Genomic DNA, 18807 nt, shown 5'->3' on the forward strand with positions numbered 1-18807 from the left:
GGAGCCCGGCCGCGCGGTGCGTGCGGCCGGGCTCCTCGCTGTACAGGGGCGCTCAGTCCCCGATCAGGGCGTCCACGAACGCCTCCGGCTCGAACGGAGCCAGGTCGTCCGGCCCCTCGCCGAGCCCGATCAGCTTCACCGGTACGCCCAGCTCGCGCTGGACGGCGATGACGATGCCGCCCTTGGCGGTGCCGTCGAGCTTGGTGAGGACGATGCCGGTGATGTCGACGACCTCGGCGAAGACCCGCGCCTGCACCAGGCCGTTCTGCCCGGTGGTCGCGTCGAGGACGAGCAGGATCTCGTCGAGCGGGCCGTGCTTCTCGACGACCCTCTTGACCTTGCCGAGCTCGTCCATCAGCCCGGTCTTGGTGTGCAGCCGGCCCGCCGTGTCGATGAGGACGACGTCGGCGCCCTCGGCGATGCCTTCCTTCACGGCGTCGAAGGCGATCGACGCCGGATCGCCGCCCTCGGGCCCGCGCACGGTGCGGGCGCCCACGCGCTCGCCCCAGGTCTGGAGCTGATCGGCGGCGGCGGCACGGAAGGTGTCGGCCGCACCGAGCACCACGCTGCGGCCGTCGGCCACGAGGACCCGGGCCAGCTTGCCGGTGGTGGTGGTCTTGCCGGTGCCGTTGACGCCGACGACCATCACGACGCCGGGGGTGTCGGCGCCGCTCTCCGTCCGGACCGCACGGTCGAAGTCGGTGCCGAGCAGGGTGAGGAGCTCCTCGCGCAGCAGCGCGCGCAGCTCGTCGGGGGTACGGGTGCCGAGGACGCGGACGCGTTCCCGGAGCCGTTCGACCAGTTCCTGGGTGGGGGCCACGCCGACGTCGGCGGTGAGGAGGGTGTCCTCGATCTCCTCCCAGGTGTCCTCGTCGAGGTTGTCCCGGGACAGGAGCGTGAGCAGCCCCTTGCCGAGGGAGTTCTGCGAGCGGGCGAGCCTGGCCCGCAGCCGGACGAGCCGGCCGGCGGTGGGCTCGGGGACGTCCAGCGCGGGGGCGGCGGGCGCCTCGGGTTCGGCGGTTTCCGGGGCCTGCCCGGCGGCCTCCTCGGGCGGAAGGCCGACCTCCTCGATGGTGCGGCGCGACGCGTCGCGCGGCTTCTCGGCCTCCTCGCCGACATGGGGCTCGGCGGGAGGAGTGAGGGTCGGCGTGCTCGACGGTGCCGGGGGCAGCTGCTTCTTCTTGCGGCTGCTGACCACGAGCCCGCTGATCACGCCGACCGCGACCAGGGCGATGACTACAGCAAGGATGACGAATTCCATAACCCACCCAGTATCGGTCACGTGCGGCGCCGAGCGGGGGATGCCCGGCCCCGCGGGGGGACGAGGGCGCGCACCGGACGCTGAGCAGGGACGTCGCACCCGGCCGCGGGTGACCTGGCCCCCGAGGTGGCCGGGGGGGGAGGCGCGGGTGCCGGGCGGTCCGCGCACGGCTCCCGCCCTGTGCGCCGGACGACGCCGCGGCGGGCGGTCCGCCCGCGGTGCCGCCACGGCCGGGCGCTCGGCGGCGGGCCGGGCCCCTACACTTCTGACGCCCAGTCAGCTATGGTCCGGCCCCGCCCAGCCCGCCCGGCGAAGGGGACAGCGTCATGGCCTTCACAGTCGTCCGGTTCAACCTCGTCGACCCCGCCGCCACCCCGGGGTCCCTCTCGGCCCGCTACCGCGCGGCACTGGACATGGCCGCGTACGCCGACGAGAACGGCGTCGACACGGTGCAGACCGAGGAACACCACGGGGCCGCCAACTCCTGGCTGCCCTCCCCCTTCGTCCTGGCCGGGGCCGTCTTCGGGGCCACCCGCCGGATCGCGGTCACCGTCTCCGCGGTCATCGGGCCGCTGCACGACCCGTTGCGGCTGGCCGAGGACATCGCGGTGCTCGATCTGCTGAGTGCGGGCCGGCTGGTCACGGTCGCGGGGATCGGCTACCGGCCCGAGGAGTACGAACGGGCGGGCGTCGAGTGGGGCAGGCGCGGCCGGCTCCAGGACGAGGTGCTGGAGACGCTGCTGCGGGCGTGGACCGGGGAGCCGTTCGAGTTCCGGGGCCGTACGGTCACGGTCACCCCGCGCCCGTACACCCGCCCGCATCCGCTGCTGCTGGTGGGCGGCAGCTCGCGGGCGGCCGCGCGGCGGGCGGCCCGGCTGGGGCTGCCGCTGTTCCCGAGCGCGCACCTGCCGGAGCTGGAGGCGTACTACCACGAGCAGCGCGCGGAGCACGGCACCGAGGGCTTCTGCATGATGCCCTCGGCCGAGACGCCGTTGCTGCACGTGTCCGAGGACCCGGACCGGACGTGGGCCGCGTACGGGGAGCACTTCCTGCACGAGGCGCGCACGTACGCCTCCTGGCAGTCCAAGGACATCCGCTCGGCCGTCCGCTCGGCGGCGACGACGGTGGCGGAGCTCCGGGAGGAGGGCGTCTACCGGGTCGTCACCCCGCAGGAGTGCGCGGCCGCCTCGGGGGAGCTGGACAGCCTGGTGCTGCACCCCCTGTGCGGCGGGATGCCGGTCGAGGAGGGGTGGCGCAGTCTGCGGCTGTTCTGCGGGGCGATCGGGGGGTGAGACGCGCACGGCCCCGGTTCGCGGGTGCGAGCCGGGGCCGTACGGTTTTCGAGGAGGGGGCAGCGGGGACTAACCCATCTCCTCCAGCGCCTTGCCCTTGGTCTCCTTGACGAACTTGATGACGAAGGGGATCGAGAGCGTGGCGAAGCAGGCGTAGATGATGTACGTGCCCGACAGGTTCCAGTCGGCCAGGCTCGGGAAGCTCGCGGTGATCGCCCAGTTGGCGATCCACTGCGCGGAGGCGGCGACGCCGAGCGCGGCGGCGCGGATCCGGTTCGGGAACATCTCACCGAGGAAGACCCAGACGACGACGCCCCACGAGAGGGCGAAGAAGAGCACGAAGACGTGGGCGGCGACGAGCGCGACCACGCCCTCGGCCGTGGGGAGCTTGCCGTCGACCAGGTCGGCGGAGAACGCCCAGGCCTCGAAGGCGAGGGCGACGGCCATGCCGCAGGAGCCGACGAGGGCCAGCGGGCGGCGGCCCACCCGGTCCACCAGGACCATCGCGATCACCGTACCGATGATGTTGATGATCGAGGTCGTGAACGACCAGAAGAACGAGTCGGTCGGGTCGATGCCGACCGACTGCCACAGCGTCGCGGAGTAGTAGAACGCCACGTTGATGCCGACGAGCTGCTGGAACACCGACAGGCCGATACCGACCCAGACGATGGGCAGGAAGCCGAAGCGACTGCCGAGCAGGTCCTTGAAGCTCGACTTGTGCTCGCGGTGCATCGCGGTCTCGATCTCGGTGACCCGGGCGTCGAGGTCGACGTTCTTGCCCTCGACCTCCTCGAGGATCTGCCGGGCCCGCTCCTTCTTGCCGACGGAGATCAGGAAGCGCGGCGACTCGGGGATCGCGAACGACAGGAGCCCGTAGAGGATCGCGGGCACGACCATCACACCGAGCATCCACTGCCAGGCTTCCAGCCCGCCGATCTTGCCGCGCTGGTCACCGTCGGCGATCTGCAGGATGCCGTAGTTGACCAGCTGGGAGATGGCGATGCCGATGACGATCGCCGCCTGCTGGAAGGAGCCGAGACGGCCGCGGTAGGCGGGCGGGGAGACCTCGGCGATGTACGCCGGGCCGATCACCGACGCCATGCCGATGGCGAAGCCGCCGATGATGCGCCACATCGCCAGGTCCCAGAGCGCGAAGGGGAGCGCGGAGCCCACGGCGCTGATGGTGAAGAGCACCGAGGCGATCTGCATGCAGCGGATGCGGCCGATGCGGTCGGCGATCCGGCCGGCCGTGGCGGCGCCGATCGCGCAGCCGATCAGGGCGATGGCGATGACCTGGGCGAGCGTGCCGGAGCCGATGTCGTACCGGCTGCGGATCGCTTCGACGGCGCCGTTGATGACGGAGCTGTCGTAGCCGAAGAGGAAGCCACCCATAGCGGCCGCAGCGGTGATGAAGATGACATGGCCGATGTGGTCCGGGTGAGCCGTCCTGGCTCCGGACTCTGGTCCCTGCGATGTGCTGGTCACATGAACTCCTGGGGCCTGGCCGCAACGTCAGGCGTGGGGGGTGAGCCCTTCTAGTGGGGCACAACATCAGTCGTGCCACCACTTGAAGGTAAAAACGACGTTGCAGAGACTATGTGTTCAAGTTTTGAAGTCAACAAGGGGGTCTCGTGCCACGCCTACCCCGAAGTCGCGGATCGGCACTTTGAAGCCTTGAAGATTGCGTGAAGGCTCAGCGCAACCGCTGGCTGATCACCTTGGAGACGCCGTCACCCTGCATCGAGACGCCGTACAGCGCGTCGGCGACCTCCATCGTCCGCTTCTGATGCGTGATCACGATGAGCTGGGAGCTCTCCTGGAGCTCCTCCATGATCCGGATCAGCCGCTGCAGATTGGTGTCGTCGAGCGCGGCCTCGACCTCGTCCATGACATAGAACGGGCTCGGCCTGGCTTTGAAGATCGCGACCAGCAACGCCACCGCCGTGAGCGACCTCTCCCCGCCTGACAGCAGGGAAAGCCGCTTGACCTTCTTGCCCGGGGGCCTGGCCTCGACGTCCACACCGGTCGTCAGCATGTTGTCCGGATCGGTCAGGACGAGCCGCCCCTCGCCGCCCGGGAAGAGGCGCGAGAAGACGCCCTCGAACTCCCTGGCCGTGTCCCGGTACGCCTCCGTGAAGACCTGCTCGACCCGCTCGTCGACCTCCTTGATGACCTGCATCAGATCGGCCCGGGTCTTCTTCAGGTCCTCAAGCTGCTCGGAGAGGAACTTGTGCCGCTCCTCCAGCGCCGAGAACTCCTCCAGGGCGAGCGGATTCACCTTCCCGAGTTGCTGATACGCCCGTTCGGCCGACTTCAGCCGCTTCTCCTGCTCGGCCCGGACGAACGGCCTGGGCTGGTTGCGCGGGTGCTCCGGGTCCTCCGGCAGCTCCTCCCCCTCGGCCGCGAGCGACGGGGGCACCAGCTGGTCGGGGCCGTACTCCGCCGCCAGACCGGCCGGCTCCACACCCAGTTCCTCCAGGGCCTTCGCCTCCAACTGCTCTATCCGCAGCCGCTTCTCGGCCCCGAGCACCTCGCCCCGGTGGACCGAGTCCGTCAGCTTGTCGAGTTCGCCCTTGAGTTCGCGCCCCCGGTGGCGTTCGGCCGCCAGCTCCCTCTCCCGCTCGGCCTTCGAACCCTCGGCGGCGGCCCGCTCCTCCTGCGCCCGCACGACGGACACCTCGACATGGCCGAGCAGCTGGCGGGCACCGGACGCGACGGCCGACGCGACGGCGGCCTCGTGGCGCAGCCGGGCGCGGCGCTGCTCGACGCGGGCGCGGGCCTCACGTTCGGCGCGGGCGCCCCGGTCGAGGGAGTCGGCGCGGCCGGCGAGGGCCTTGACCCGTTCCTCGTGGGTACGGACCTGGAGCCGGGCCTCCATCTCGGTCTGGCGGGCGTTGGCTCCGTCGGCGGCCAGCCGGTCGCGCACGGCGGTGTCCGGCTCCTCGTCCGCACCGTCCTGCGCCGCCTCCTCGGCCACCAGCAGCCGCTCGGCCAGCTCCTCGGCCTCCTCGGTCGCCCGCTCCAGGGCCTCCTGGGCGCGGGCGGCGGACGCGGTCATCCGCTCGGCCTCGCCGGCCGCGCCACGGGCCTGCCCGGCCAGCCGGCCGAGCTGCTGGGCGACCCCGGACTTCTCCCGGTCCGCGGCCCGGCGGCGCTCCCCGATCTCCTCGACGAGCGCCGCGCACTCACCCCGCCGCCGGGCCGCGCGCTGCTGCGTCCCGGCCAGCTCCTCGCACCGCACGGCGAGCCGGGCCAGCTCGGCCGCCGCCTCGTCCACGGACGCCTGGACCTCCAGGAGGCTGGGCGCCCCCGCCGAGCCGCCGTGGGCGAAGTGCGCCGAGAGCACGTCCCCCTCACCGGTGACCGCCGTCAGCTCCGGGCGGGCGGCGATCAGGTCCTCGGCGTCCTCCAGCGTCCCGACGACCACCATGTCCCGTACGAGCCTGCGGACCGCCGCCATCAGCGCGACGGGACCGCTGACGAGATCGGCGACGGCGGGGGCGTCCGGGCCGCCGGCGACGGCGGGGGCGTCCGGGCCGCCGGCGAGGGCCAGGGCGGCCATGGGCCCCGCGTCCTCGGTTCCGGTCCGGGCTCCCGCGCCTTCGGCTTCGGCCGGTCCGCGGGGGGTGGGGGGCACGGCGGTCCCCGGCGTCCGGGGTGCGGGCTCCGCTCCCTGCCCGGGGACATGGACGGCACCGGTCAGCGGCACGGGGTCCGCCTCCGGGCTCTGACCGGGTACGTGCCCCACGGCCACGGATCCGCCGGAAACGGCGCCGCCCGCGCTCATGTCCGCTCCCCCGCCCCCGAGCAGGAGGGACGCGCGTCCCGCGTCCTGCTTGCGCAGCAGCCGGATCGCCTCCGCCGCCGTGGCCGGATCCGTCACCGCCACCGCGTCCGCCGCCGCGCCCAGTGCCGCCGCCACCGCGACCTCGTGCCCCGGGGCCACCGTGAGCAGTTCCGCGGCCGGTCCGAGCAGGCCCGCGAGCCGGTCCCGTGCGCCGAGCAGCACCCCGGTGCCGTCCTTCCGGCGCAGCCCGAGGGACAGCGCCTCATGGCGGGCCGCGAGGGCCGCGCGCTTGCGTTCGGCGGTGGTGAGGTCCTCCCGGGCCGTGGAGAGCGCCCCCTCCGCCGCCTTCAGTTCGCGCTTGGCGGCCTCGTGGCGCTCGCCGAGTTCCGTGTCCCCGGCCTCCAGGCCGTCGACCTCGGCCTTCAGCTGCTCGTACTCCTCCTGGGCCGCGACAGCCCGCTCCCGCGCCTCGTCGCGCGAGGCGGCCAGCCGGTCGATCTCCGACTGCGCCGAACCGGCCCGGCTGCGGGCCGCGTTGACCTGGCCGTTGAGCCGGGCGAGCCCTTCGCGGCGGTCCGCCAGGGCGCGGGCCGCGTCCTTGAGCCTGCGTTCCTCGGCCGCCAGTTCCCGTTCCAGTTCGGCCCGGTGGGACGCGGTGTCCTCCAGCGCGTGTTCCGCCGCCTCCAGCGCGGCGGTCAGCTCCGCCTCCTGTTCGCGGATCCGCGCCGCCTCGCGCTCCATGTCCTCGGGATCGCGCCCGCGCCGCTCCTCCTCGGGCGGCGCGGTGGCGCTCTTGACGCGGGCGTCGGCGAGCGAGACGGTGCCGCGCACCCGTTCGGCCAGCTGCGACAGCTCGTACCAGGTCTGCTGGGCCCGCTGGAGCCGCGGTGTCAGCCGCCGTACCTCGCCCTCCAGTTCGGCCTCGCGCGTGAGGGCGGCCTTCAGTTCCGCCTCGGCCGCCTCGCGGCGCCGCTTCAGCGCCGCCTCGTCGGCGATCTCGCCGCGCAGCGCGGTGTGCAGCCGCACCAGGTCGTCGGCGAGGAGGCGCAGCCGGGCGTCGCGCAGATCGGCCTGGATGACGGCGGCCCGGCGGGCCACCGCGGCCTGCCGGCCGAGCGGTTTCAGCTGCCGCCTCAGTTCGTCGGTGAGGTCCTGCACGCGGGCCAGGTTCGCCCCCATCGCGTCCAGCTTCCGCAGCGCCTTCTCCTTGCGCTTGCGGTGCTTGAGGACGCCGGCGGCCTCCTCGATGAACCCGCGGCGCGCCATCGGATCACCGTGGAGTACGGAATCGAGCTGGCCCTGGCCGACGATGACGTGCATCTCCCGGCCGATGCCGGAGTCCGAGAGGAGTTCCTGGATGTCCAGCAGCCGGCAGGTGTCGCCATTGATCTGGTATTCGCTGCCGCCGTTGCGGAACATGATCCGGGTGATCGTCACTTCGGCGTACTCGATGGGAAGCGCGCCGTCGGAATTGTCGATGGTCAGCGATACTTCCGCCCTGCCGAGCGGCGGCCGCCCGGTGGTCCCGGCGAAGATCACGTCCTCCATCTTGCCGCCGCGCAGGGATTTGGCGCCCTGCTCACCCATGACCCAGGAGAGCGCGTCCACCACATTGGACTTGCCCGATCCATTGGGGCCCACCACACACGTGATCCCGGGCTCGAACCGCAGGGTCGTGGCGGAGGCGAACGATTTGAAACCACGCAGGGTCAGGGCCTTGAGGTGCACGCCGCCGGACTCTACCTTTCGCTCTCGGTTTCGCTGATGAAGGTGCAGGGCACATCAGACGTTAAGGGAAGGGGTGCGGCTCCGGGGCGGGACGGCGCAGGCCTGAGGGGGAAAAGAAAGAAGGGACGCCGAAGCGTCCCTTGCAAATCTTGTGCAATGCTGCGTCGACGGATCCTCCGACTCCATGAAGGCGCGCGTGCCGAATGGGCGACGAGGCACATGGAGAAGCAGATCAAGAGGGCTTGATCTTCAATGATCCGGTGACGATCCGGCGATGATCCCGTGCGGCTGGCGCGTGCGGCCCGACCCGCCCCTGAGGGCCTTCGGTCAGGTCAGCGCCGGCTCCGCCTGAGGTACGTCGATGTCGATGCTGTCGAGCAGCGACTCTTGGTGCTGGGCGGCGGCGTTGAGCGCGTCGTTCTCGTCCTGAATCCGTACGAGCTCGGACTCAAGATCCTGGACGCGCTGCTGAAGCCGTCGCATCTCGGCGAGGAGTCGCGGGTCGGAACCGCCGACGTAACCGAGAAGCGCCTTTGCCATGATGGATGGTCCTCCACACTGAGTGACCGACCGATGCGGTGTGGGTCGTGAGGGAATCGCACCCGCGATGTGCGGCAGTGCTCTGTGTTCACTGCTGTTCTGCTGCCAAACAGCCCTGCCGAACAGCTGAGGTGCGCGGGGATTTCAGCGTCTCACCAAAAAGTTTGACGGTCAACACGATCACACGCCGTAGAGGCGGGCGTCCCGGGGGCGCGCGGCTTGTCGATCATGCGGCGCGGCTATCCAGCGGGGCCCTCGGGGGCACGGAGATCATCCTTACTGCCGCAGCCTGGCACGGCATCGGAATCTTGGCAACCATCAGGTCATTCCGCAGGTCATTTCATGTGTAGGCATGACCGGACCCCCCGCCGTAACCCCCCGCCGCGCTTCGAACACGGCCCGAACACAAGCCGCGCCCGTCCCCCCATCCGATGACCGGATCAGCGGATCGCGAATCCCTCATATCCCCCTCGCGGCGTGTCCCAGATCTCAGTCACTCCGTCAACGCGGCCGGGTGTGTCGTCCGAGCGCAGCCAATCCAGCAGACGGTGGCAATTGTCACGCCGCCCCTCGGCCACCACCTGCACCCTGCCGTCGTCGAGATTGAGGGCGAATCCGGTGAGGCCGCCGATCTCCAAAGCGTTTGCCCTGGTGAACCAGCGGAACCCTACTTGCTGTACTCGGCCGCGTACCCAAGCGGTGAGTCGCACATCTTCGTTCATGCCTGAACGCTAACCGGCCAATTGCTCGTGGAGCACTTCTGGCCCATTCGCCATGGCGTACAGTCCCCTCGCAAAAGCTTCACTCGTTCGGGTGAGCCAAGGTGCGCCGACAACGGCGTCCAGACCATCAGAAGGGCACAGCAGATGGGACGCCATCGACGCTCCGCCGCGGCTCCCGCCGCTGACCAGGACGCGCAGGAGACCGCGGCGACCGCGGGCCGGAACCCGGGGGCCCGCCGCAGGAAGCGGTCTCGCATACCGGTACGCACGGGACTGCTCGGCGTCTCCGCGGCCATGGCCGTAGGCGCCGTGGCGGTGGCCTCCGGTCTGCTCCCCGGCGGTGACCACTACAACGTGGGCGGTAGCTCGGCCGCCGACCAGGTGCGCTCCGAAGGGGTGCCGGACCTGCTCACGCAGGGCGGCGCGACGACCGCGCCGGCCGACCGCGCCTCCGCTTCGACCCCGGCCTCCCGCGGCACCGGGCGCCCCGAGGCGCCCAGGAAGTCGGGCTCCCCCGAGGCCGGCACGCCGTCCGCCTCCCCCGCGGCCCCCTCGAAGACCGCCGCTCCGGCGAAGACGAAGAAGGCGGCCCCCAAGGAGCAGGTGCGGCGCTCCACCGCCTCGAAGACCCCCACCACCGGAGCCACGAAGAGTTCGGCGCCGGCCACCGCGTCGAGCCCGGCCGCGCCCAAGACCTCGGCCTCCACCCCGGCACCCCCCACGACCACGGCGCCGGCCGTCGCCACCTCGGCCCAGGCCGCCGTGCTCGCCCTGGTCAACCAGGAGCGCGGCAAGGTCGGCTGCAGCCCGGTGACCGCGAGCTCCTCACTGGCCTCGCTCGCCCAGAACTTCAGCGACGACATGGCGGCCCGCGGGTTCTTCGACCACACCGACCCCGACGGGAAGACCCCGTGGGACCGCGCCTCCGCGGCCGGCGTCTCGGGGCTCGGCGGGGAGAACATAGCCCGCGGCCAGGCCGACGCGGAGGCGGTCATGGAGGCCTGGATGAACAGCGAAGGCCACCGAGCAAACATTCTCAATTGCGACTACAAGACGCTCGGCGTCGGTGTCCACTTCGGCTCCGGCGGCCCCTGGTGGACGCAGGACTTCGGCTTCTGACGCTCCAGGGGCGCTCCTGAGCCCCGCCCCCCTCGCACCACCCGCTGCTCCAGCCTCGTACGCCCCACTCGCTCACCCGTGGAAAGCGCAACCCCACGGAAGGCGCTGTGCGGGCGTACGCTGGCGTCATGGACGAGACCGGCGGCAGCACACCGGGCGAGGGCGGCCCGGACAGCGCACTCCCCTTCGACGTGTTCTCCAAGCAGTGCCCCTCGCGCGGCACCCTGGAGCACGTCACCGGCCGCTGGGGCAGTCTGACGCTCGGCGCGCTGTACGAGGGCAGCCTGCGGTTCAACGCGCTGCGGCGCAGGGTCGACGGGGTCAGCGAGAAGATGCTGTCCCAGACGCTGCACGCGCTGGAGCGCGACGGCCTGGTGCACCGCGAGGCCCAGCCGACCAACCCGCCCCGCGTCGACTACGAGCTCACACCCCTGGGGCGGCAGGTCGCCGGACAGCTGCTCGGCCTCATCCAGCTCGTCGAGGGCCGGATGTCGGAGGTCCTGGCGGCACGAGGGCGGTACGACGAGGCCCACGCGAGCGGGTCCTAGGGCCGTCGGGGCAGTACGGCCGAACCCCGCGACCCGGCCCGAAGGGCTGTCCCGTAATCCCTGGTGGATCGGCGCGCGGCGTCAGATGCGGTGCATCGCAAGGCAGAGGAGCGTCCGCATACTGGATGTATTCGGGCGTTCCGACAACGCGGCGAGGTGCCGTAGCTGTCGTCGTGCGCCCGCCAGGGATGACGGGACAGCCCTTAGGCGCGCGGCGGTCGCTGGCAGCGCGGGCAGAAGTAGCTCGACCGGTTCATCCAGGCGCGGCGCCGCATCGGCGTTCCGCAGCGGTGGCAGGGCTCGTCCTCGCGCCCGTAGGCGTCGAGCGAGCGGTCGAAGTAGCCCGACTCGCCGTTCACGTTCACGTAGAGGCTGTCGAAGCTCGTGCCGCCCTGCGCCAGCGCCGCGTTCATCACGTCGCGGACGTGGCCGAGCAGCTCGGCCGACTTGGGGCGGCTCAGGGTCGCCGTCGGCCGGTCGTAGTGCAGCCGGGCGCGCCAGAGCGCCTCGTCCGCGTAGATGTTCCCGACGCCGCTGATCAGGGACTGGTCCAGCAGCGCGCGCTTGACCGTCGTGCGGCGCAGTCGCAGCGCGGTGTGGAACGCGGCATCGTCGAAGGCCGGGTCCAGGGGGTCGCGGGCGATGTGCGCGATGATGTCGGGCAGTCCGTCGGCGGTGTTCTCGTGGAGCGAGAGCCCGCCGAAGGTGCGCTGGTCGACGAAGCGCAGCTCGGTGCCGACGGCGTCGTCGAAACAGACCCTGATCCGCAGGTGTTTCTCGTCGGGAGCGCCCGTGGGCTGTACGAGCAGCTGACCGCTCATGCCCAGGTGGCCGAGGAGTGAGGTGGCCGCCTCGTCGAGCGGCACCCACAGGTACTTGCCGCGGCGCATCGCCGTCCCCAGGCGGACGCCGGCGAGCCGCGCCGCGAAGTCCGCGCCGCCCGCGAGGTGCCGGCGGACCGCACGCGGGTGCAGCACCTCGACCTCGCCGACCGTGCGCCCCGCGACCCAGCGCTCGAGACCGCGCCGGACGACTTCGACCTCGGGCAGTTCGGGCACGGTGTCGCTCCTGACGAGTGGTCCGAAAGCCCCGCGGGACGGTTCGGAAGGCGAGGGGGACAGAGAGAACCCCCCGATGCGCTGGGCACCGGGGGGTTCTCGGGGTCAGGCAGGAGCAACGTCCGTGGACGCCGGGTCGGCAGGGGTGTCGGCGGCCCCTCCGTCGGCAGCGGCCTTCGCCGCGGCCTCCCGCGCTTCCGCGGCGGCGCTGATCTCGCGCCAGGCGGACTCGGCCGCCTGCTGCTCCGCTTCCTTCTTGCTACGGCCGGTGCCGGTGCCGTACGAGACACCACCGACGCGAGCGGCAGCAGTAAAGGTCTTCTCGTGGTCCGGGCCGGTCTCCGTGACGAGGTACTCGGGGACTCCGAGGCTCTCGCTCGCGGTGAGCTCCTGGAGACTGGTCTTCCAGTCCAGGCCGGCGCCGAGGTTCGAGGACCTGTCGATCAGCGGGTCGAAGAGCCGGTGTACCAGCTCCGAGGCCGCGTCGAGGCCCTGATCGAGATAGACCGCACCGATCACCGCTTCCAGGGTGTCGGCGAGGATGGACGCCTTGTCCCGGCCACCCGTGCCCTCTTCACCGCGGCCGAGCCGGATGAAGGAGCCGAGTTCGAGGCCGCGGCCCACTTCCGCAAGCGCACGCGAGTTGACCACCGCGGCCCGCAATTTGGCCAGCTGGCCTTCAGGCAGGTCGGGGTGTGTGCGGTACAGCGTGTCCGTGACCACCAGGCCGAGCACCGAATCCCCGAGGAATTCGAGCCGCTCGTTGGTGGGCAGACCGCCGTTCTCGTACGCGTACGAACGATGGGTCAGCGCACGCACCAGAAGGGCGGACTCGAGGCGATACCCGAGCCGCCCTTCCAGAAGCGTGTGGGACGAGGCTGTGTTGACGTTGTCTGCCTGCTTCTTGGCGTGGGACAACTCAGACATCGGGCCTCTCACCAGCCGCTCAGACCTCGAGGACCTGGCGCTTGTTGTACGTGCCGCAGCTGGGGCACGCGATGTGCTGCAGCTTCGGCTCCTGGCAACGCTCGCACGAAACCAGGGTGGGGACCGCAGCCTTCCACTGCGACCGGCGGTGGCGCGTGTTGCTGCGCGACATCTTCCGCTTCGGAACAGCCACGGCTACTTCTCCTGCTTCTCGTCGACGCCGGGACCGGCGCCGCCCATGTTGTCCTTCTCGCCGTCCTGAACGGTCTCGGCGAGTCCTTGCAGTGCCGCCCAACGAGCGTCGACGGCATCGTGACGATGGCCAGGATTCTCGTCCAGCCTGATTCCGCATTCGGAACACAGACCGGCACAGGTCTCCTTGCACACCGGCTGCATCGGCAGTGCGAGCACCACCGCATCACGCAGCACCGACTCGAGGTCGAACAGGCCGTCCTCGAGGAAGTACCTGTCCTCGTCGTCCTCGGCGTCGTCGACCGGGTCCGCGGTCTTGCTGCGGTTCCGGTCATCGGCGTCAGGGTACGAGAACATTTCCTGGAAGTCCGCCTCGACCTCAAGGCTCAGCGGCTCCAGACACCTTACGCACTCCCCCTCGGCGGTCGCACGGGCGGTGCCTGTGACGAGCACACCTTCCATGACCGATTCGAGGCGGACGTCGAGCTCCACGGGTGCGCCCTCCGGCACACCGATGACCCCGTCGATACCGAGGTCCTTGGGGGCGTCCGCCGAGCGGGTCAGCCGCTTGAGGGCACCGGGACGCCGACCCAGCTCGTGCGTATCGAACACGAGAGGGTTTCGGTGGTCGAGGTGGCCGTTCAGGGCTTCTCCTGCTTTCGAATCATGTGCGTTACGCGGGGTGGGGGTGGGCCGACCGGTTCGGAGTCGAAGCGGGCAGCCGGGATCGCGGACATACGCGCGACCGAAGTGCCAGGATACTGGACACACCGCCCAGCTCCCAATCCGGCCCCGCTCCGGTCCCGGGGAGGGCGCCTGGTCCGGAGCCCGGCCGGGTCCCCCGGGGGCGCTCAGCGCTCCTGTTCGTACCGGCGGAGCTGGTCCAGGTCGATCATGCCGGTGTCGAACAGGCTGGTCTCGTCCAGGGCGCCCTCGCCGTGCTGCTGGAGGTGCTGCTGCGGGGCCTGCACGGGCTGCTGCCAGGCGTCGTAGCCCTGCGCCGGCATCGCGGCCTGGGACTGGTTGGGGTCGTAGCCCTGCTGCTGGTAGCCCGCGTACGGATCGGGCTGCTGGTAGCCGTACCCGTCCTGCTGCGACTGGCCCTGGTACGCGTCCTGCCGCGGCTGGTCCTGGTAGACGTCCTGCTGCGGCTGCTCCTGGTAGGCGTACGCCTGCGCGTACTGCGGCTCCGGCTGCGCCGGGTACTGCGGCTCGCCGTGCTGCTGCTGGGGCACCTGGAGCGGTTCGGGGGTGGCGAGCCCGGCCAGACCCGCCCAGTGGTCCTCGTCACTGGTGTGACCCTGGCTGCCCGCGGCGTCCTGGGCGGCCATGTGCGCGCCGAGTTCATCGGTGGCGACCCGGCCGTGCAGCTTCTGCCGGCCCCGGCCGACGGCCTCCAGGGTCTTGGCGAGCACCGCCTCGAAGGCGCCGAGCTTGGTGTCCACGTACTCGTCGGCCCGGCGCTGGAGCGTGGCCGGGTCGGCGCTGCGCTCGGGGGCCTCGGCGAAGTCCGGGTCCTCGTAGCCCTGCTCGTCGAAGCCCTGGCCCCGGCCGAGGAGCTTCTCGCGGCCCCGGTCGACCGAGCCGATCGTCTTGGTGAGGACGACCTCGAAATTGGCGAGCTTGCTGTCGACGTACTCGTCGGCCTCGGCGCGGATCTCGTCGGCCTCCTTGCGGGCCTCGCCGAGGATCCGGTCGGCCTCGGCCTGGGACTGCCGGGCGATCTCCGTGCCGGAGATCAGCGAGCCGCGCTCGGCGTGGGCGGCCTCGATGATCCGGCCGGCCTCCTGGCGGGCCTGCTCGACGAGCTGCTCGTGGCCGCCGATGACCTCCGCGGCCTGCGCGAGGGAGCCGGGCAGGGCCTCACGCACCTCTTCGAGCATCGAGAGCAGTTCGGCGCGGTTGACCACGCAGGACGCCGACATGGGCATGGACCGGGCGTTCCCGACCGCTTCGACGATCTCGTCGAGCTTCTTCTGCACGTCCACCGTGTGCTCGCCACTCTCTACTGCCGATTGGAGACGGACGGAACGACTGTACGGCCAGTCGGCGCCCGCCCGACACCCGTGGGTCTCCCACCGGATCAGGCCGGGCCCGCGCACCCCGGCGCCTCTCCCGGCCCGGTGCGGGACGCTGGTGACGGACTGTCAGCGGGTCACTGCCGGGAGAGACGCGCGGTCAGGGCCTCGTGGACCAGCGGCGGCAGCAGGTGCGAGACGTCTCCGCCCCAGGTCGCCACCTCCTTGACCAGGGAGGACGACAGGAAACTGTAGGTCGGGTTGGTCGGCACGAAGAGCGTTTCCACGCCCGAGAGCCCGTTGTTCATCTGGGCCATCTGGAGCTCGTAGTCGAAGTCGCTGACGGCCCGCAGACCCTTCACGATCGCCGGGATGTCGCGCTGCTTGCAGAAGTCGACCAGCAGCCCGTGGAAGGCCTCGACCTGGACGTTGCCGAAGTCCGAGGTGACCTGGCGGATCATGTCGATCCGCTCGTCGACCGTGAACAGGCCCTTCTTGGACTGGTTGATCATCACCGCGACATGTACGACGTCGTACAGCTTCGAGGCGCGGCCGATGATGTCGAGATGTCCGTTGGTGATGGGGTCGAACGACCCCGGGCAGACGGCGCGGCGCAACTTGATTCCCTCGCTCTCCGGTCCGGTCATCGTGCGTCTTCGCACGTAGCGGCGGCGCGACCGTACCAAAGCGTTCCCTCGCCGTAGCGACGGGCCCGCAATGGCTCGAATCCCGTGGGCCAGCTGAATTCTCCGCCTCTGGTGCTGCGTTCCACCGTGACGAGCGCGTCGGCTGTGAGCCACCCCTGGGCACGGAGTGTGAGCAGGATCTCGCCAAGATCGTCGTCGGTGACGGCGTACGGCGGATCGAGGAAGACCACGTCGTACGGGTCCGCGGGCGCCGGTCCCGTCACGATCTGTTCGGCTTTGCCGGCGCGGACCTCGGCGCCGGGCAGGCCAAGGGTGCGGGCGTTGTCCCGGACGGTGCGGACGGCCTTGGCGTCGGCCTCGACGAGCAGGGCGTGCACCGCCCCGCGGGAGAGCGCTTCGAGGCCGACGGCTCCCGAGCCCGCGTAGAGGTCGGCGATCCGGATGCCGTCGAGGGTGCCGAGGAGGGCCTGCCAGGTGGAGAACAGGCCCTCGCGCGCGCGGTCGGAGGTGGGGCGGGTGCCGGTGCCGGGCGGGACGGCCAGGCGGCGTCCGCCGGCCACGCCTGCGATCACGCGGGTCATGGGTGTCTGGTCCTCGGTTCGGGGCGGCGCGCAGGGTGCTGCGGGCGCCGTGCCACCACGATATGGCGTCGGGGCGGGTGGGGCTCCCCCGGCCGCCCGGCGCTGCCTGCCCCGCGGCCTCGGGCGTCACCCCTTGTCGAGGTACTCCTCGCGGTCCTTGTCGAGCAGGGCGTCGAGGGCGACGCGCAGCTCGGGCAGGTGCTCCAGATCCGGGTCGGCCGCCACGACCGTGACGGCCTCCTGGCGAGCGGCGGCGATGACCTCCTCGTCGTCGATGACGCTCAGCACCCGGAGCGAGGAGCGGACCCCGGACTGGGCCTGCCCGAGGACATCGCCCTCACGGCGCTGTTCGAGGTCGATCCGGGAGAGTTCGAAGCCGTCGAGGGTGGCGGCGACGGCGGAGAGCCGGGCGCGGGCGGGGCTCGCCTCGTGGGCGTCGCTCACCAGCAGGCAGAGGCCCGGGGCGGATCCGCGGCCCACCCGGCCGCGCAGCTGGTGGAGCTGGGAGACGCCGAACCGGTCGGCGTCCATGATCACCATCGCGGTGGCGTTGGGGACGTTGACCCCGACCTCGATGACGGTGGTGGCGACCAGGACGTCGACCTGGCCCGCGGCGAAGCGCCGCATCACGTCGTCCTTGGCGTCGGGGTGCATCCTGCCGTGCAGCACCTCGATGCGCAGACCGCTCAGAGGCCCCTTGGCAAGTTGCTCGGCGATCTCCAGGACGGCGAGCGGAGGGCGCTTGTCCCCCTCCTCCTTCTCCGCGTCGGCCTTCTTCCCCTTCTTCTTGGCGGCGTCGTCCTCGTCGTCGCCGATGCGGGGGCAGACCACGTACGCCTGGTGGCCGTTCTCCACCTCCTCGCGGACCCGTTCCCAGGCGCGGCTGAGGAAGTGGGGCTTGTCCCTGGCGGGCACGACGTGGCTGGCGATCGGCGAGCGGCCGGCCGGCAGCTGGTCCAGGACGGAGGTCTCCAGGTCGCCGAAGACGGTCATGGCGACCGTACGGGGAATGGGGGTGGCGGTCATGACGAGCAGGTGCGGGGGCTGCTTCCCCTTGGAGCGCAGGGCGTCGCGCTGTTCCACCCCGAAGCGGTGCTGTTCGTCGACGACGACCAGCCCCAGGTCGTGGAACCGCACCTTGTCCTCGATCAGCGCATGCGTCCCGATGACGATCCCGGCCTCGCCGGTGACGAGGTCGAGCAGGGCCTGACGGCGGGCCGCCATGCCCATGGAACCGGTGAGCAGCACCACCTTCGTGCCCTGGTCCGACCCTCCGAGCATGCCGCCCTCGGCGAGCTCCCCCATCATCTCGGTGACGGACCGGTGGTGCTGCTGGGCGAGGACCTCCGTGGGCGCGAGCATGGCGGCCTGCCCGCCGGCGTCGACGGTGCCCAGCATGGCGCGCAGGGCGACCATGGTCTTGCCCGATCCGACCTCGCCCTGGAGCAGCCGGTGCATGGGGTGCTCGGTCGCGAGGTCGTCGAAGATCTCCTGGGAGACCTTGACCTGGCCGTCGGTGAGGGTGAACGGCAGTGTGGCGTCGAAGGCGTCGAGGAGTCCGCCGGGCACCGGCTTGCGGGCGACGGCGGGCAGCTGGGTGTCCGCGTACCGGCGGCGGGCCAGGGCGACCTGGAGGACGAAGGCCTCGTCCCACTTCAGCCGGTCGCGGGCCGCGGCGACGTCGGCCTTGGTCTGCGGTCGGTGGATCTTCAGGAGCGCCTCGGGCAGCGGGGTGAAGCCGCGGCCCTCGCGCAGCGCGGCCGGGAGCGGGTCCACGGCCTCCTGGGCGCTCGGCAGCACGGCGTCGACCGCTTTGGCGATGCGCCAGGAGTCGAGCTGTTTGCAGGCGGGGTAGATCGGCAGCAGCCGCCCGGCGAACGCGTCCACGGCCTCGGTCGCCCCGGCCTCGTCGGCCGGGTCGGAGTCGAGCAGCTGGTACGTGGGGTGGGCCAGCTGCATCTTGCGGTTGAAGACGGAGACCTTGCCGGCGAACATGGCGCGCCGGCCCGGCAGGAGCTCCTTGTGCGGCTTGTGGACGCCGTGGCCGAAGAAGACCAGCTGGAGCCTGCCGTGGCCGTCGGTGAGCGTCACTTCGAGCCGCTTGCCCCGGCCGCCGTTGAACATCATCACGCGGGCGTCGTCGACCTGGGCCACGACCGTCACGTGTTCGTCGAGCGGGAGGTCGGTCAGCGCCGTGAGCCGGCCGCGCTCCTCGTACCGCCGCGGGTAGTGGTGCAGGAGGTCGCCGACCGTGTGCAGGTCGAGGTGCTCGGCCATCACCTTCGCGGTGGCGCCACCGAGCAGCTTCTTGAGGGGTTCGTCGAACGCAGACACGCGATCCATTGCACACCACGGCACTGACAGTTGTCCGACGGGCGCCACCG

At 71.3% G+C, this 18807-nt stretch carries 16 protein-coding genes; 3 read left to right on the plus strand and 13 right to left on the minus strand.

Annotated elements, in window-relative coordinates:
• Positions 1-52: 52 nt before the first annotated feature.
• The gene (ftsY, locus tag ABZ454_RS34155) at positions 53-1261 is read right to left on the minus strand and encodes a signal recognition particle-docking protein FtsY (protein WP_359543457.1); all 1209 of its coding nucleotides are present in this window, start codon (positions 1259-1261) and stop codon (positions 53-55) included.
• Between the two features lie 326 nt (positions 1262-1587).
• On the opposite strand from ftsY, the gene ABZ454_RS34160 reads away from it, so the two are divergent.
• A complete protein-coding gene (locus ABZ454_RS34160; protein WP_356321713.1) occupies positions 1588-2553 on the plus strand; it encodes an LLM class flavin-dependent oxidoreductase in 966 nt (321 codons plus the stop codon).
• A gap of 69 nt (positions 2554-2622) precedes the next feature.
• On the opposite strand, the gene ABZ454_RS34165 is transcribed toward ABZ454_RS34160, so the two are convergent.
• From ABZ454_RS34165 to ABZ454_RS34180, 4 genes are all read right to left on the minus strand, one after another.
• Entirely contained in the window at positions 2623-4041 is a 1419-nt protein-coding gene (locus tag ABZ454_RS34165; protein ID WP_359543458.1) for a sugar porter family MFS transporter, read from the minus strand.
• Positions 4042-4249: 208 nt separating this feature from the next.
• Entirely contained in the window at positions 4250-8071 is a 3822-nt protein-coding gene (locus ABZ454_RS34170; protein ID WP_359543459.1) for an AAA family ATPase, read from the minus strand.
• 327 nt (positions 8072-8398) lie between these two features.
• On the minus strand, positions 8399-8611 hold the full coding sequence (locus tag ABZ454_RS34175) for a hypothetical protein (RefSeq protein ID WP_018551753.1): 213 nt from the start codon (positions 8609-8611) through the stop codon (positions 8399-8401).
• A 440-nt stretch (positions 8612-9051) separates the two neighbouring features.
• Complete coding sequence (locus ABZ454_RS34180; protein WP_266783377.1) at positions 9052-9333, minus strand: acylphosphatase; 282 nt, start codon at positions 9331-9333, stop codon at positions 9052-9054.
• Positions 9334-9477: 144 nt separating this feature from the next.
• Here ABZ454_RS34180 and ABZ454_RS34185 point away from each other — a divergent pair, with 144 nt between their 5' ends.
• Positions 9478-10452, plus strand: coding sequence for a CAP domain-containing protein (locus ABZ454_RS34185; RefSeq protein ID WP_359543460.1), 975 nt, complete (start codon positions 9478-9480; stop codon positions 10450-10452).
• A 128-nt stretch (positions 10453-10580) separates the two neighbouring features.
• Entirely contained in the window at positions 10581-11000 is a 420-nt protein-coding gene (locus ABZ454_RS34190) for a helix-turn-helix domain-containing protein (RefSeq protein WP_356321709.1), read from the plus strand.
• A gap of 203 nt (positions 11001-11203) precedes the next feature.
• On the opposite strand, the gene mutM is transcribed toward ABZ454_RS34190, so the two are convergent.
• From mutM to recG, 8 genes are all read right to left on the minus strand, one after another.
• Complete coding sequence (gene mutM / locus ABZ454_RS34195; protein ID WP_356321708.1) at positions 11204-12058, minus strand: bifunctional DNA-formamidopyrimidine glycosylase/DNA-(apurinic or apyrimidinic site) lyase; 855 nt, start codon at positions 12056-12058, stop codon at positions 11204-11206.
• Between the two features lie 105 nt (positions 12059-12163).
• Entirely contained in the window at positions 12164-12985 is an 822-nt protein-coding gene (rnc, locus tag ABZ454_RS34200) for a ribonuclease III (RefSeq protein ID WP_359543461.1), read from the minus strand.
• Between the two features lie 19 nt (positions 12986-13004).
• On the minus strand, positions 13005-13178 hold the full coding sequence (rpmF, locus tag ABZ454_RS34205; protein ID WP_003965982.1) for a 50S ribosomal protein L32: 174 nt from the start codon (positions 13176-13178) through the stop codon (positions 13005-13007).
• A 2-nt stretch (positions 13179-13180) separates the two neighbouring features.
• Positions 13181-13789: a DUF177 domain-containing protein gene (locus ABZ454_RS34210; RefSeq protein ID WP_356321705.1), complete on the minus strand. Its 609-nt coding sequence runs from the start codon at positions 13787-13789 to the stop codon at positions 13181-13183.
• A 239-nt stretch (positions 13790-14028) separates the two neighbouring features.
• Entirely contained in the window at positions 14029-15165 is a 1137-nt protein-coding gene (locus ABZ454_RS34215) for a cell division initiation protein (RefSeq protein ID WP_359543462.1), read from the minus strand.
• Positions 15166-15332: 167 nt separating this feature from the next.
• Positions 15333-15812, minus strand: coding sequence for a pantetheine-phosphate adenylyltransferase (gene coaD / locus ABZ454_RS34220; RefSeq protein ID WP_359543489.1), 480 nt, complete (start codon positions 15810-15812; stop codon positions 15333-15335).
• Between the two features lie 26 nt (positions 15813-15838).
• The gene (gene rsmD / locus ABZ454_RS34225) at positions 15839-16423 is read right to left on the minus strand and encodes a 16S rRNA (guanine(966)-N(2))-methyltransferase RsmD (protein ID WP_356321703.1); all 585 of its coding nucleotides are present in this window, start codon (positions 16421-16423) and stop codon (positions 15839-15841) included.
• Between the two features lie 126 nt (positions 16424-16549).
• Positions 16550-18766 carry an ATP-dependent DNA helicase RecG gene (gene recG / locus ABZ454_RS34230; RefSeq protein ID WP_359543463.1) on the minus strand — a complete coding sequence of 739 codons (2217 nt, stop codon included), beginning with the start codon at positions 18764-18766 and terminating at the stop codon, positions 16550-16552.
• Positions 18767-18807 lie beyond the last annotated feature (41 nt).

This window comes from Streptomyces sp. NPDC005803 (assembly GCF_040630435.1).
Taxonomy (GTDB): domain Bacteria; phylum Actinomycetota; class Actinomycetes; order Streptomycetales; family Streptomycetaceae; genus Streptomyces.